At 42.3% G+C, this 13,756-nt stretch carries 12 protein-coding genes; 7 read left to right on the forward strand and 5 right to left on the reverse strand.

The genetic code is table 11. From position 1 onward, the window contains the following. The first annotated feature begins 164 nt into the window (after positions 1–164). From FLP08_RS01485 to yidC, 3 genes are all read left to right on the forward strand, one after another. The gene (locus FLP08_RS01485) at positions 165–407 is read left to right on the forward strand and encodes a DUF3820 family protein (RefSeq protein WP_156273322.1); all 243 of its coding nucleotides are present in this window, start codon (positions 165–167) and stop codon (positions 405–407) included. A gap of 109 nt (positions 408–516) precedes the next feature. Next, positions 517–2,157 carry a CTP synthase gene (pyrG, locus tag FLP08_RS01490; RefSeq protein ID WP_156273324.1) on the forward strand — a complete coding sequence of 547 codons (1,641 nt, stop codon included), beginning with the start codon at positions 517–519 and terminating at the stop codon, positions 2,155–2,157. Positions 2,158–2,203: 46 nt separating this feature from the next. Continuing rightward, entirely contained in the window at positions 2,204–4,051 is a 1,848-nt protein-coding gene (gene yidC, locus FLP08_RS01495) for a membrane protein insertase YidC (protein ID WP_156273326.1), read from the forward strand. A gap of 260 nt (positions 4,052–4,311) precedes the next feature. On the opposite strand, the gene FLP08_RS01500 is transcribed toward yidC, so the two are convergent. Then, on the reverse strand, positions 4,312–5,343 hold the full coding sequence (locus FLP08_RS01500; protein ID WP_156273328.1) for a fasciclin domain-containing protein: 1,032 nt from the start codon (positions 5,341–5,343) through the stop codon (positions 4,312–4,314). A 96-nt stretch (positions 5,344–5,439) separates the two neighbouring features. On the opposite strand from FLP08_RS01500, the gene FLP08_RS01505 reads away from it, so the two are divergent. The 4 genes from FLP08_RS01505 (at position 5,440) to FLP08_RS01520 (ending at position 8,902) form a co-directional block, all read left to right on the forward strand. Further along, the gene (locus FLP08_RS01505; RefSeq protein ID WP_156273330.1) at positions 5,440–6,105 is read left to right on the forward strand and encodes a toxin-antitoxin system YwqK family antitoxin; all 666 of its coding nucleotides are present in this window, start codon (positions 5,440–5,442) and stop codon (positions 6,103–6,105) included. A 36-nt stretch (positions 6,106–6,141) separates the two neighbouring features. Continuing rightward, a complete protein-coding gene (locus FLP08_RS01510) occupies positions 6,142–6,540 on the forward strand; it encodes a lipocalin-like domain-containing protein (RefSeq protein ID WP_156273332.1) in 399 nt (132 codons plus the stop codon). 115 nt (positions 6,541–6,655) lie between these two features. Continuing rightward, positions 6,656–7,843 (forward strand): tRNA 2-thiouridine(34) synthase MnmA, encoded by a 1,188-nt coding sequence (gene mnmA / locus FLP08_RS01515; protein WP_156273334.1) that lies wholly within the window; start codon positions 6,656–6,658, stop codon positions 7,841–7,843. 111 nt (positions 7,844–7,954) lie between these two features. After that, the gene (locus FLP08_RS01520; RefSeq protein WP_156273336.1) at positions 7,955–8,902 is read left to right on the forward strand and encodes an NAD(P)H-dependent flavin oxidoreductase; all 948 of its coding nucleotides are present in this window, start codon (positions 7,955–7,957) and stop codon (positions 8,900–8,902) included. Here FLP08_RS01520 and FLP08_RS01525 read toward each other — a convergent pair. From FLP08_RS01525 to guaA, 4 genes are read right to left on the reverse strand one after another with little or no spacing between them, the layout of a single operon-like run. Beyond that, a complete protein-coding gene (locus FLP08_RS01525; protein ID WP_156273338.1) occupies positions 8,896–9,444 on the reverse strand; it encodes a DUF922 domain-containing protein in 549 nt (182 codons plus the stop codon). The genes FLP08_RS01520 and FLP08_RS01525 overlap by 7 nt on opposite strands. Next, positions 9,441–9,842, reverse strand: coding sequence for an OsmC family protein (locus tag FLP08_RS01530; RefSeq protein ID WP_156273340.1), 402 nt, complete (start codon positions 9,840–9,842; stop codon positions 9,441–9,443). The genes FLP08_RS01525 and FLP08_RS01530 overlap by 4 nt, the downstream gene beginning before the upstream one ends. Next, positions 9,832–11,808 (reverse strand): LysM peptidoglycan-binding domain-containing protein, encoded by a 1,977-nt coding sequence (locus FLP08_RS01535; protein WP_156273342.1) that lies wholly within the window; start codon positions 11,806–11,808, stop codon positions 9,832–9,834. The genes FLP08_RS01530 and FLP08_RS01535 overlap by 11 nt, the downstream gene beginning before the upstream one ends. A gap of 31 nt (positions 11,809–11,839) precedes the next feature. Then, positions 11,840–13,369, reverse strand: a complete 1,530-nt coding sequence (guaA, locus tag FLP08_RS01540; RefSeq protein ID WP_156273344.1) for a glutamine-hydrolyzing GMP synthase — start codon at positions 13,367–13,369, stop codon at positions 11,840–11,842. Between the last annotated feature and the right edge of the window lie 387 nt (positions 13,370–13,756).

The raw sequence follows: 13,756 nt of genomic DNA on the forward strand, positions 1-13,756 counted from the left end.
CTGAAATTTAGGACTCTATTTTCATCATATTCAGGCCAATTTTGCTGCCTTCTTTTTCTTCCATTGTCGCAATGGTAAAATATCCTGAGATCATAATTTAGAAAGTAGGGCCTCTGAATAAAAAATTATTCTGAACTTTCGCCTCAATTAAATTTACCCAGGTCTTGCTGAATCCAGATCCTAAAAAACTTCTCGAACTCGCCTTTGCAAAAATGCATTTTGGCAAATACAAGGGCTATTACCTCTCAGATATTCCGGAACCTTATTACGTTTGGTTCAGGCAAAAAGGCTTCCCAGAGGGAAAGCTCGGGGAACAGATGCAGCAGGTTTGTGAATTAAAGATCAACAGCCTGGAAGGCCTGTTGCGACAGATAAGGAAGCGCTATCCCGATCCTTACAAACGCTAAATATTTGCTGTTAAAAAGCTCTTAATATTAGGGCTTTAAATTGGCAGGTTTTTCTATTCTTCTTTGTAATTTAGCGCCCTGAATAAACAACACAACAAACACGACTAAAATGGCCGATACCAAGTATATTTTTGTAACAGGAGGTGTGTCTTCTTCCCTTGGAAAAGGGATAATTGCCGCCTCTTTAGCAAAGTTATTGCAGGCAAGGGGCTTTAAAGCTACTATTCAGAAACTGGATCCTTATATAAACGTAGATCCGGGAACCTTGAACCCCTATGAGCATGGAGAATGTTATGTAACTGAAGATGGAGCTGAAACAGACCTCGACCTTGGCCATTACGAACGTTTTTTGAACGTGAACACTTCCCAGGCGAACAACGTGACCACCGGTAGGATCTACCAGAGTGTGATAGAAAAGGAACGTCGCGGGGAATTTCTTGGAAAAACCGTGCAGGTAGTACCCCATATTACCAACGAAATCAAGGAAAGGATACAGATCCTTGGCCAGAATGGCGATTATGATATTGTGATCACTGAAATTGGTGGTACCGTGGGTGACATTGAGTCTCTACCATATATTGAAGCGGTAAGACAGTTAAAATGGGAACTGGGTGATGATAATGCCCTGGTGATACATCTTACCCTGGTACCTTATCTTTCCGCAGCCGGGGAGTTAAAGACTAAACCTACCCAGCATAGCGTTAAAACACTGATGGAAAGCGGGATAAAAGCTGACATCCTGGTTTGCCGTACCGAGCATGAACTTTCAGACGATATTCGAAGGAAACTGGCCATATTCTGTAACGTACGCCAGGAGGCCGTGATACAAAGTATCGATGCACCTACCATTTATGACGTACCGAACATGATGCTTAAGGAAGGATTGGATACGGTGGTCCTAAAGAAGCTTGCTTTACCAGATGACACTACTCCAAACCTGGAGCGATGGAACCAGTTCCTGAAAAGACACAAAAATCCTAAGGCCGAAGTGCATATTGGTCTTATCGGGAAATACGTGGAACTTCAGGATTCTTATAAATCTATCCTGGAAGCTTTCATTCACGCGGGAGCAGAAAATGAAGTTTCAGTGAAGGTGGAATATATACATTCAGAATTCATTAATGACAGTACTATCCACAATAAAATAAGCCATCTTGACGGGGTCCTGGTAGCACCGGGGTTTGGCGAACGTGGAATTGAAGGTAAAATTGATGCGGTAAGATATGCCCGTGAGAACGGCTTGCCTTTCCTTGGAATCTGCCTGGGAATGCAAATGGCGGTGATCGAATTTGCCCGCAACGTGCTTCAGCTTAAAGATGCGAATTCAACTGAAATGGATGCCGGCACCAAGCACCCGGTTATAGACCTGATGGAGGCGCAGAAGGAGGTTACTCATAAAGGAGGAACCATGAGACTTGGATCGTGGGACTGCGTGCTTACCGAAGGATCTATCATCCATAAGGTCTATGGCACTACCGAGATCAAGGAAAGACATCGTCACCGTTACGAGTACAATAATAAATACAAAGAACAACTTGAAAATGCCGGAATGGCCAGCACCGGGATCAACCCGGAAACAGGCCTGGTAGAGATCGTAGAATTAAAGGATCACCCCTGGTTTGTAGGCGTGCAGTACCACCCGGAATATAAGTCTACGGTGGCCAGCCCTCATCCTCTTTTTGTCTCTTTTGTAAAAGCCGCACACGAACATTCTGTAAAGCAGAAAAATGCCAAGATGGCACAGAAATAAGAAATGGCCATTTTTTTGACAAAGGAAGATTAAGCAAAATTAAATAATGGAAGAAAAGAAAATAGACATTCAGTCCATAATTGGATTTATTCTGATTGGAGGTATCCTTCTTTGGATGCTTTATAATAACACCCCTGAAGAAGTTCCTGCAGAGGAGACCACTACCACAGAACAGGTAGAAGGTTCTCAGGACACGCAGGTTGCAGATGATAAGGAGCCAAGGAAAGTTAGCAATGACTCCACTGCCCTTGCCGATGCCCAGCGTCGCCTGGGAGCTTTTGGATATTCTGAGACCCTGGCTTCTGCTGAAGGAGGAACTACCACGATCTCAAACGACCTGTTAGAATTGAAGATCTCTAATAAAGGTGGATATATAGAGGAAGCAAGGCTGAAGAATTATAAGACCTATGATTCCCTACCGGTACATTTGATCAAAGATGGGAATGCCTCCCTGAATATGCAGTTCAGCACTACCGATGGGAGGACACTGAATACTGAAAACCTTTATTTTGAACCTCAGTTAACCGAAAGTAATGGTAACCAGGTGCTTTCCATGAAACTTAAGGTTTCTGAAGATGAATACCTGGAATATCGCTATGCCATGCGTCCAGGAGAATATATGCTGGATTTCAGTGTACGTTCACAGGGATTAACCGGAATACTTAATTCTTCTCAAACTCCTGTACTGGACTGGAAACTTAAGGGATACCGACATGCCAAGAGTATTTCTTATGAAAACAGGTATACCGACCTTATCTATGAACATGAAGATGGAGACGACAGCAGCCTTTCCAGTGGAGACGACGAGGAGGAAGACATAAGCTATATTGCTTATAGACAGCACTTCTTTACCTCAATCCTTCTAACCGACACTCCTTTCCAGACCGCGAAATTCGAAGTCGAGAACCTGGTCGAGGATGAAGAGGTAGATACGGTATTCACTAAGACCTTCGCCTCCACGATCCCATTAGATCTAAAGGCAGGAGAGCTCAACTATAATATGAACTGGTATTATGGTCCTGCAGACTATAAGATCCTGAACGACTATGACCGTAACCTGGATGAGATCATTCCTCTTGGATGGGGAATCTTTGGATGGATAAACAAATACCTGTTCATTCCATTCTTTGCTTTCCTTGCGGGAGTACTGCCAAGCTACGGGCTTGCAATTATTGCTATGACCATCGTGGTAAGGATCGTACTTTCCCCGGTTACCTATAAGTCTTACCTGTCCCAGGCCAAGATGAAGATACTTAGACCAGAGATCAACGAGATCAATGAAAAGTATAAGGATAATGCAATGAAGAAGCAGCAGGAGACCATGAAGCTTTATAGCAAGGCGGGAGCCAGCCCTATGAGCGGATGTTTACCAGCGCTTATGCAGATCCCGGTCTTTTATGCCCTTTTCCAGTTCTTCCCAAGTGCATTCCAGCTTAGACAGAAAAGTTTCCTTTGGGCAGACGACCTTTCAAGTTACGATGTGGTGGCAGAGTTACCATTTCACCTTCCATTCTATGGAGACCATGTAAGTTTATTCCCTATTCTTGCTTCTATTGCCATCTTTATCTATATGATGATGACCACAGGGCAGAATATGCAGGCCAGCCAGCAGCCGGGAATGCCCAACATGAAGTTCCTTATGTATCTTTCGCCGCTAATCATGTTGATATTCTTCAACAATTATGCGTCTGGACTTTCATTATATTACTTCACTTCTAACCTGATCACCATTGGGATCATGTTAGTGATCAAGTATGTGATCATCGATGAAGATAAGATCCATGCGAAGATACAGGAGAACAAGAAAAAGCCTAAAAAGCAGAACAGGTTCACCAGGAAGTTCCAGGAAATGATGGAACAGGCTGAAGAACAGCAGAAAAAACAGAAACGCTAATTGAGAATAATTTCTAGTGAATATAAAAGCCCCTTGATCAAGGGGCTTTTTTTTTTATAGATACCGGAAACTAAATCTACCTATTAAATTTTAGAATTGATTCTCGGGTTCCAGGTTGAAGTTGAATGGTTTATTTATTCCCGGTCAAATTTGCTTAAGGATATAAGCGAAGAATGCTCTTAGCCAAAGATTGAAAAAGGAATAAAAAAAGCCCCTGCTTAAGAAGCAAGGACTTTAGTATTCAAACAATTAATTTAAAATTATTCGGAATCGTCGCTCATATCTGGAAGCAGTACTCCATCCACTGCATGAATGATACCGTTGGTCGCCTGAACATTCGCAGCAACAACATTTACGGTAGCTCCTGTAGCGTCGGTTACGGTAACATTTCCATCCCCATCTTTATTTATAGTTAGATCTTGACCTTGAACGGTGGTAACCATAGTTCCATCGTCAATATCTTCAGAATTAGCATTTATTCCTGAAATTACATGGTAGGTAAGCACCGCAGTTAAAGTTTCAGAATCAATATCAGTTAATTCAGTCCAATCATCATTAGAATCGAGTAAGGCCTGGAACGCGTCATTAACAGGGGCAAAAACAGTAAATGGCCCATCTCCCTGAAGAGTTGTTACAAGTTCAGCTTCAGTTAAAGCGGCTTCTAAAGAATCAAAATCCGGATCTGCAGTAGCAAAAGTGGTTAAATCTGGTAACCCAATAACGGCGTCTACTACGTGGACAACCCCATTATCAACCTCATTATCAGGATCGGTTACAGTACTCATTCCATTAAGCATTACTGTTTCACCAACATTTACATACAGACTAAGATCTATCATTTCACCATCAATTTCAGTTTGAGCCATACTGGTAAGATAACCTGTACTAAGATCTGCAGCCATCAGGCTTCCTGACTGAACATGGTTCATCAATACTTCTACTAGAAGGTCTTCTGGAATATCTCCCAAGGCAGTCCAGTCGTCATTAGAGTCTAATAAAGCCTGGAAAGCATCATTGGTAGGCATGAAGACGGTCAGCTCATCATCACCTACTAATACACTAGTTAGATCTGCAGCTTCTGCAGCTGCAACAAAAGTGGTGTAACCATTTGCCGAAGCAAAATCGAGAATGTTGTTGGATTCTACCCCTCCATCATCGGTTGGATCTGGATCGGGAGTCACTGTTACGTCATCATCAAATTGAAAATCATCTTCTTCATCACATGCGGTAAAACCAAAGCAGATAATGAGCGCCAGGAAACTTAATTTCACATTTTTTAAAATAAAATTCATAATTCTAAGTTTTAGTTATTGATTAGCTTTTGAATAATCATTGGTACGTAAATGTAGAGCCAAAAAGTCTATAATTCTGTTTAATGTTTGTTAAAAATGAATAAACATCTAATTTTTTTAATTTTATCACTCTCTTTTTCAACGCTTTGTAAATCACAAAACAATCAGTTAGACAGCCAGGGACGCCGTCATGGCTATTGGAAAGTAGATTTTGAGGGCACTTTCGATCCTAAATTCGAAGGTAATTTTGAACATGGCCAGGAGACCGGGATTTTTAAATTCTACAAAAAAGGTTTTTATCAGCATCCTTCCGCCATTATGGAATTTCAAGAGGATACAGACTCGGTACAGGTCACTTATTTCACACAATCGGGAAAACCCATAAGTGAAGGAAAAATGTTAAACAAAAAACGTGAAGGGGAATGGCTTTATTTTCATCAGCAGTCAGACAGCATCATGATGAAAGAAGATTACAGGAATGACCTTCTTCATGGCCTGCAGGAGACCTTTTACCCTAATGGTAAACTAGCTGAGAAGACGGAGTATTCTAAGGGCGAAAAACATGGAAAGAGTTTTATATATGCCGACAATGGCCAGGTTACCAAAGAATTGACCTATCAGAACGGGAAATTACATGGCCCCGCAACTTATTATAATGTAAAAAGTGAAAAGACCATGGAGGGCTCTTACCTCGAGGGTAATAAGTTTGGCACCTGGAAATATTATTCTGAAGGAAAATTGGAAAGAGAAGAAGATTATTAATAATTGAATATATTTGATAAACTAAATTAACTACTTATGAAAAAGATCATATTACTGTTATTATCCATTACTTTATTTATAGCCTGCAGCGACGATGATGATGCAGGTTCCAACGGAAATATCATTGGCACGTGGGTACTTGTGGATGCTACTAATGTACCGGGAGTGACTGTAGATGACTGTACGGGACGCTCAACGATCACCTTTAATGCCGACGAAACGGCTAGCTCTACTTTTTACTCAACGGTAGATGGCAATTGTGTTTCAGCTGAAGATACCGGGGAATGGAGCAGCTCCTCGAATTCCCAGTATACCATAGAAGTCCCTGGATTTGACGAGCCCGTAGCCGGAACAGTGACCTTTAGCAGCGCTAACAGGTTTACCTTTGTTCCTAACCTATCAGCTACTTCCAGCCTTAGTTTTGAAAGACAATAAACTTTCTGAATATATAGAATCAAAGGTGGCTTTCGCCACCTTTTTTTATTTCGTAATTTTGTGCCCCTCAATCCGACTTCATAGTGGGTATTGAAAATGAATAATATTTTAAAGCATGAAAAAAGTTGTTGTCGGACTGTCCGGAGGTGTTGATTCTAGTGTTTCAGCCTATCTTTTAAAAGAACAGGGTTATGAGGTAATAGGTCTTTTTATGAAGAACTGGCATGATGATTCGGTCACCATTTCCGATGAATGCCCATGGCTGGACGACAGTAATGATGCAATGATGGTTGCCGAAAAACTCGGCATCCCCTTTCAAACGGTAGATCTAAGCGAACAATATAAGGAACGTATCGTAGATTATATGTTCAATGAATATGAGCGTGGCCGTACCCCGAATCCTGATGTGCTGTGTAATCGAGAGATCAAATTCGATGTTTTTATGAAGATCGCCCTATCCCTTGGTGCAGATTACGTGGCTACCGGTCACTATTGCCGTAAAGGAGAAATAGATAAGGACGGCGAGAAGGTCTACCAGTTACTTGCCGGGAAAGACAATAATAAAGACCAGTCTTATTTCCTTTGCCAGTTAACCCAGGAGCAACTTTCGAGGACCCTCTTCCCTATTGGTGAACTTCAGAAATCTGAGGTAAGGAAGATCGCGGCAGAACAGAACCTGGTCACTGCAGAGAAGAAAGACTCGCAGGGACTTTGCTTTATTGGAAAGGTTAGACTACCGGATTTCCTTCAGCAAAAATTAAAACCTAAAGAAGGAGTTATTGTTGAAGTAGCGGCAGATAATGATACTTTTAAAGAGGAAAAGAATAATTTCAGTTCAAAACTTGACCAGCTTCAGCATTTATCAAAAAAATTCGACTACCAGCTGAATGATGGAAAAGTGGTTGGCAAACACCAGGGGGCACATTATTTCACCAAGGGTCAGCGTAAAGGCCTTGCCGTGGGTGGTACTCCAGAACCTTTATTCGTTATAGATACAGATGTAGATGAAAATGTGATCTATACCGGCCAGGGGAAAGATCACCCGGGAATATACCGCAAAGGTCTTTTTATCGCCCAGGACGAAGTACACTGGATACGCCGGGACCTGAAGATCGAAAACGACCAGGAACTTAGAATTAAGGCCAGGATAAGATACCGCCAGCCTTTACAGGATGCAACGCTATACCAAACAGAGAATGGCATGTATGTGCTCTTTGATGAACCGCAGGCTTCCATCACCGAGGGACAGTTCGTCGCCTGGTATAAAGATGAGGAATTATTAGGTTCGGGAGTCATCTCCTAAGTACAAAACCTTTTTTCTATACAAAAGGGCTAGATGCCCGAATAAATTTGGTACTCCGGGTTTCAAGAAGGCATTTATATTGTTATGTTTGAACAACAAATTCAAACAATAATGGCGACCCAAAATAGAATCACAGAACTTTTCAATATTGAATATCCTTTAATCCAGGCCGGAATGATCTGGGCCAGTGGCTGGAAACTCGCCAGCGCTGTATCTAATGCCGGAGGATTGGGTATTATTGGTTCTGGTTCTATGTACCCTGAAGTCCTTAGGGAACATATTCAGAAATGCCAGAAGGCCACCAATAAACCTTTCGCGGTGAATGTTCCCATGTTGTACCCGGAGATCGATAGGATCATGGAAATCATCATTAAGGAGGGAGTTAAGATCGTCTTCACCTCGGCGGGCAACCCTAAAACCTGGACCAAGCATTTACAGGAACATGGCATTAAAGTGGTTCATGTGGTTAGCAGTGTGAAGTTCGCGATAAAGTCCCAGGAAGCCGGTGTAGATGCCGTAGTTGCTGAAGGTTTCGAAGCCGGAGGGCATAACGGAAGGGATGAAACCACCACCTTCACCCTTATTCCAATGGTAAAGGAAAAGATTTCGATTCCCTTAATCGCTGCTGGTGGTATAGCCACAGGAAGGGGAATGTTAGCCGCGATGGTACTTGGTGCAGATGCCGTTCAAATAGGCAGCAGGTTCGTGGCCACCCCAGAAGCCTCTTCCCATAAGAATTTCAAGGAGATGGTGGTGAGCGCTAAAGAAGGTGATACTGTACTAACCTTAAAGGAACTGGCGCCGGTACGCCTGCTTAAAAACAAATTCTATGAAGATATACAGAATTTGTATGCAAAGGCTCCAAGCAAAGAGGAACTGATTGAACTTTTAGGAAGGGCTAGAGCTAAAAAAGGTATGTTCGAAGGTGACCTGGAAGAAGGTGAACTTGAGATCGGGCAGATCTCGGGCCTTATTCATGAAATAAAACCCGCCGCAGAAATTGTAAACGAGATTCTGCGAGATTTTGAAAGCGCCAAAAAAGAGGTTGCGAATTACTGATTAGAGTAGTTTCCCAGTTTCTTTAGTTCAGCAGCGATAAATTTTCTCCATTTCATCTCTGCACTCCTGTTTTCACTATGCGAGGTCTCCCGGTCGAACTGGTTCTGCATCGTGACCCGTTCCTTATCTATCCGGTCATAAATATTTCTCAGGTCTCTGCGAATATTTCGTCCTATTTCATATTCCTCCACGGCTTTCCTGAGTTTCCGGGCATGTAATTCTGAAATGTCAAAGTGCAACTGTTCGTGGGCCAGAAGATATTCCTCATTCTCGATACCTTTCACCCAGGACCGCTTAGGATAAAAATTACTGAAAACTTCATATTCCAAGACCGGCTCACCTGTAGCGGTGCTGTAATTCCAGGAATAACTGATTCCTGAATTCGTATTCGCAGAATAAGAAATGGAGTAATCCGGTGCAGCCTTAAAATCGGCCCAGGTCAAGGGCCTTTCTTCCTGCCAGCTTATTTTTTCGATCTTTTCCTGAGCAGGTAGACAAGGACAAAAGTTCAGAAAAAACAAAAGCAAGATCGAATTTTTCATGAATAAGAAAAGCTAATATTCTTCTCTATATCTGGATGAAGACTTTGCAGCACCGGGCAGGTTCTTCCGGTCCTTTCCAAAATTTCGGTTTCTTTTTTATCAAACTTTCTAGGGAAATGTATAGCAACATCTATCCTGGAAATACGTCTAGGTTCATCAGCCATGGTCTTGGTAACCTCGGCACTGGCTCCTTTCATATCTACTCCTAGGGATTCCGCCTTGACACCCATTACCGTTAGCATACAGGTAGCAAGAGCATTTGCCACCGTATCGGTTGGGGAGAAAGCCTCTCCTTTACCATGGTTGTCAACCGGGGCATCGGTGATCATCCTGGAACCACTTTGTAAATGCTTAGATTCTGTCCTGAGATCTCCGAGATATTTAACTTTAGAAGTCATTGGCGTTAGTTATGCTTAGGTCCTTGTTCAGCTTTAGTATATAAATCGCGTCGTTAGCGAAACCGCCTCCCGATTTTGGCATATAGTGAAATTTGCTTTCAAAATATTCGGTATAACCGGGATATCTTTCAAAAGATTCATATAGATCTTCAGCAGAAGCAAGTCTCAACAGGACGTCCATGGTTAGATCGTATCCTCTAAGAGCATACTGATTTGGCTGGATCCCGAATCTCTCCTCGTAATCATTTATAAAATCTTCAGAAGCCGCGATATCATACTCCCTGTCTACAGAAGGATAATGAAACTTTAAAGTCCCCAGGTGGTTGTTAGAAATAATATCACTCTCGTAAGCATTGTTCTTATTGGTAGTTAAAAGGGTAATATCATTTTCCCTGGCCAGCCGGTTCAATGCTGAAGTAGCGCTGCTTACCACGTTAATGTTTTCAGACTCCAGGATCACCCAGTTAGCTCCCGGACTCATCATCTTTTTCAGCGTCTCTTCTGAAACATAATTATTGGTTGGCGTAACGGTCCTGGCGGAAGGGATCATACTGGTCAATTCACTTTTGATCTGGAATGCCTGCCCATCGGCAATGATGATCACGTTCTTAGCCTGTGCATTCCTGGAAATATAATCCAACATGGCATTTTTCAGGATCTCATCGCTAGGCCTGGATTGAAAAAGGTTTTCAAAACCTCTCATGCTTCGATTGGAAAGCGGGTTGATAACCGGTACGTTCCTGGATTCCAGCTTGGAGGCCGCAGCTTCAGTGGTCTCCTTAAGGAAAGGTCCGATCACCGCATTTACATTGGAAAAATCATTAGTGTTGATGATGTTCGCAACCTGTGAAGGATCACGTTTGGTATCGTAAACTTTCAGATTGGTAGAGATACCCATGGATTTTGCGTTGTCTACCGCCATTAAAACTCCGGAATAAAAATCGAGGGAAATCCTTACCACTCTTTCATTCAGAATTGAATTGCGATAGGTTTCGATAGAATCTGCATCTATCTTATTCAGATGGAACGGCAGCATTACCGCGATTTCTTTAGTACTTCTGTTATTCACAGAGCTGCTCAGGTCTATCTTCATATTGGCTGCATCGGCCATATTGAAATAGTCGTTCTCTTCGGTGCCTTTTCCCTCAGGATTCTCAGGCACTTTTAAAACCATCCCGAATTTCAGTCCGTCTTTCAAGGCAGGATTCAATTGCTTAAGAGAATCGGCGCTCACTCCAAATCTCCTGGTAAGGCTGAAAAGGGTTTCTTTAGGCTGTACCTCGTAGAACCTGAAACGCTCATCGGTAATGATCACCGGTTCGTCTTCCAGAACGTCGGTGCCTACCCTTATCATCATTCCGGGTTGTAGTACCTCAACTTTTGGGTTCAGGGCATCGAGTTCTTTTAGAGTCATCCCGTATTTACGGGCGATCCCAAACTTGGTTTCCTTAGGTAGAACAATATGCTCCCTGGTGCTGGTGATCTGGCTTTTCGCAGGATTGGCCGGGGCCGAAGGTTTGCTGGTATTATCTGCAATCAGCGATCCCGAATCTTCAGTTGAATTTGAACCTCCTACAGGAATCCTGATGGTTTCTCCCATTTGAAGTTCCTTCGAATAAAGCTGCTTGTTATATCTTTTGATATCGTCTACGCTTACCTTGTATTCTCTGGCAAGGCTGTAAAGGGTTTCCTTTCTTTTTACCCTGTGCTCCACGAACTGGGAAGCGGCTTTTGTCTTCGATTCAGGTTTGGAAGTACTTACCGGGATGACCAGCTTTTCATTAATGCCGATCCCTTCCTTAGCATCGGGATTGTATTTGTAAATATCTTCCTCATCAATATTGTAGGTCTGGGAGATACTGAAAACGGTTTCTCCCTTCTTTACCGTATGATATTTATAAGCCTGGGCATTAGCCGAGGTCGAATAGACTTGAAAAAGAAAACATATTACAAATAGATACTTCATTCTTAAAGATTTAGGTTGTAACGATAATTTTTTATTCCCACTCTATGGTTGCAGGTGGTTTGGAGCTTATATCATATACCACTCTATTAACGCCCTTAACACGGTTTATTATTGTATTGGATGTTTTTTGTAAGAATTCATAAGGCAAATTCACCCAGTCTGCGGTCATTCCATCGGTAGATTCCACAGCTCTTAATGCAACTACCTGCTCATAGGTCCTTTCGTCTCCCATCACTCCAACAGACTGTATAGGTAAAAGGATCGCGCCTGCCTGCCATACCTTATCATACAGCATCCAGTCTCTTAGGCCCTGGATAAATATATGATCTACTTCCTGAAGTATCCTCACTTTTTCTGCAGTGATATCGCCAAGGATCCTGATAGCCAGTCCCGGTCCCGGGAAAGGATGTCTACCCAATAATTCCTTATCTATTCCAAGTTCTTTACCTACTCTCCTTACCTCATCTTTAAATAACATCCTTAATGGTTCCACCACTTTCAGTTTCATGAAATCTGGCAATCCCCCTACGTTATGATGAGATTTGATAGTAACCGATGGCCCGTTTACCGAAACAGACTCTATCACATCTGGATAGATAGTTCCCTGGGCAAGGTAGGTCACATCTGTAATTTCGTGAGCCTCATCATCAAATACCTCGATAAAGGTATTACCGATGGCCTTACGTTTTTCTTCAGGATCGCTTAATCCCTTCAGGGCATCCAGAAATCGTGCCGAAGCATCAACTCCCTTAACATTAAGCCCCATATGTTTATATTGATCCAGAACGCTTTCGAATTCGTTCTTTCTTAATAAGCCGTTATTAACAAAAATACAGTATAGATTCTTGCCTATAGCTTTATGCAGCAATACCGCCGCCACCGTAGAATCTACTCCTCCACTCAGGCCAAGCACTACTTTATCATCCCCGATCTTTTCCTTCAGCTCATCTACCGTAAGATCTACAAAGGCTCCTGGAGTCCAGGTTTGTTTGGTTCCGGCGATCTTAACAAGGAAGTTCTCCAGTAACTGCTTTCCATCGGTCGAATGATATACCTCCGGGTGGAACTGTATCGCGTAGGTTTCCTCACCTTCTATACGGTAGGCCGCATTCAGTACATCTGAGGTACTAGCAAGTCTCACCGCGTTTTCAGGAAGTTTGATGATGGAATCACTATGGCTCATCCATACCTGCGAATTCTCGGTAATATCTTCAAAAAGGGTTTCAGCATCCTTGATCACAGAAAGGTTTGCCCTTCCGTACTCCCGGGTGTCTGAAGGCTCTACCTTCCCACCAAAGAAATGGGCCAGGTACTGTGCTCCATAACAAACTGCCAGGATAGGAAGTTTACCTCTAATTTGGGAAAGATCTGGATGGGGAGCATCTTCTGCTCTTACCGAAAACGGACTTCCTGAAAGGATAACCGCTTTAAAACCCGATAAATCTTCTGGAATTTTACTGTAGGGATAAATTTCGCAGTAAATATTCAGCTCTCTTACTCTGCGCGCGATAAGCTGGGTGTACTGCGAACCGAAGTCTAAGATGAGTACGTTGTTTTGCATGCGCAAAAATAGGAAAATGAGCTAAAAATAAAATAAATACAGCCTATTAATTTCCTTGTTATTACCACTTCTTTTTAATCGCAAAACGGGACCTTAAGACTCCCTGAATTATTCTCTGAAACAATCGGTTTTAGTCAGAGTCATAAAAAAACCTTCTTTCTTTAACAGCAGCTCAAATTTTTTAATATTTAATTCTTATCTGTTGATATTTTATTTAGAAACAGGAAGTTAACTTTACAGTATCCAAATCATGTAAATTGAAACGGGAAGCAGAAACAGGAAAAGGAATAGGTTTAAAGAATCGGCCTGGTTGCTTCCCAAGGAAACGATTCCTATTTATGGAGTCGATCTATTTATGATAATACTTATCACCTACTTGCTGTTAAA

The organism is Christiangramia aestuarii (assembly GCF_009735585.1).
Taxonomy (GTDB): Bacteria; Bacteroidota; Bacteroidia; order Flavobacteriales; family Flavobacteriaceae; genus Christiangramia; species Christiangramia aestuarii.

What these genes read in the sequence shown, in the direction of transcription:
- FLP08_RS01510 (WP_156273332.1), top strand. Translation starts at nt 6,142, where the DNA reads ATGAAAAAGATCATATTACTGTTATTATCCATTACTTTATTTATAGCC.
- FLP08_RS01520 (WP_156273336.1), top strand. Translation starts at nt 7,955, where the DNA reads ATGGCGACCCAAAATAGAATCACAGAACTTTTCAATATTGAATATCCT.
- FLP08_RS01505 (WP_156273330.1), top strand. Translation starts at nt 5,440, where the DNA reads ATGAATAAACATCTAATTTTTTTAATTTTATCACTCTCTTTTTCAACG.
- FLP08_RS01525 (WP_156273338.1), bottom strand. Translation starts at nt 9,444, where the DNA reads ATGAAAAATTCGATCTTGCTTTTGTTTTTTCTGAACTTTTGTCCTTGT.
- FLP08_RS01535 (WP_156273342.1), bottom strand. Translation starts at nt 11,808, where the DNA reads ATGAAGTATCTATTTGTAATATGTTTTCTTTTTCAAGTCTATTCGACC.
- guaA (WP_156273344.1), bottom strand. Translation starts at nt 13,369, where the DNA reads ATGCAAAACAACGTACTCATCTTAGACTTCGGTTCGCAGTACACCCAG.
- pyrG (WP_156273324.1), top strand. Translation starts at nt 517, where the DNA reads ATGGCCGATACCAAGTATATTTTTGTAACAGGAGGTGTGTCTTCTTCC.
- FLP08_RS01530 (WP_156273340.1), bottom strand. Translation starts at nt 9,842, where the DNA reads ATGACTTCTAAAGTTAAATATCTCGGAGATCTCAGGACAGAATCTAAG.
- FLP08_RS01500 (WP_156273328.1), bottom strand. Translation starts at nt 5,343, where the DNA reads ATGAATTTTATTTTAAAAAATGTGAAATTAAGTTTCCTGGCGCTCATT.
- yidC (WP_156273326.1), top strand. Translation starts at nt 2,204, where the DNA reads ATGGAAGAAAAGAAAATAGACATTCAGTCCATAATTGGATTTATTCTG.
- mnmA (WP_156273334.1), top strand. Translation starts at nt 6,656, where the DNA reads ATGAAAAAAGTTGTTGTCGGACTGTCCGGAGGTGTTGATTCTAGTGTT.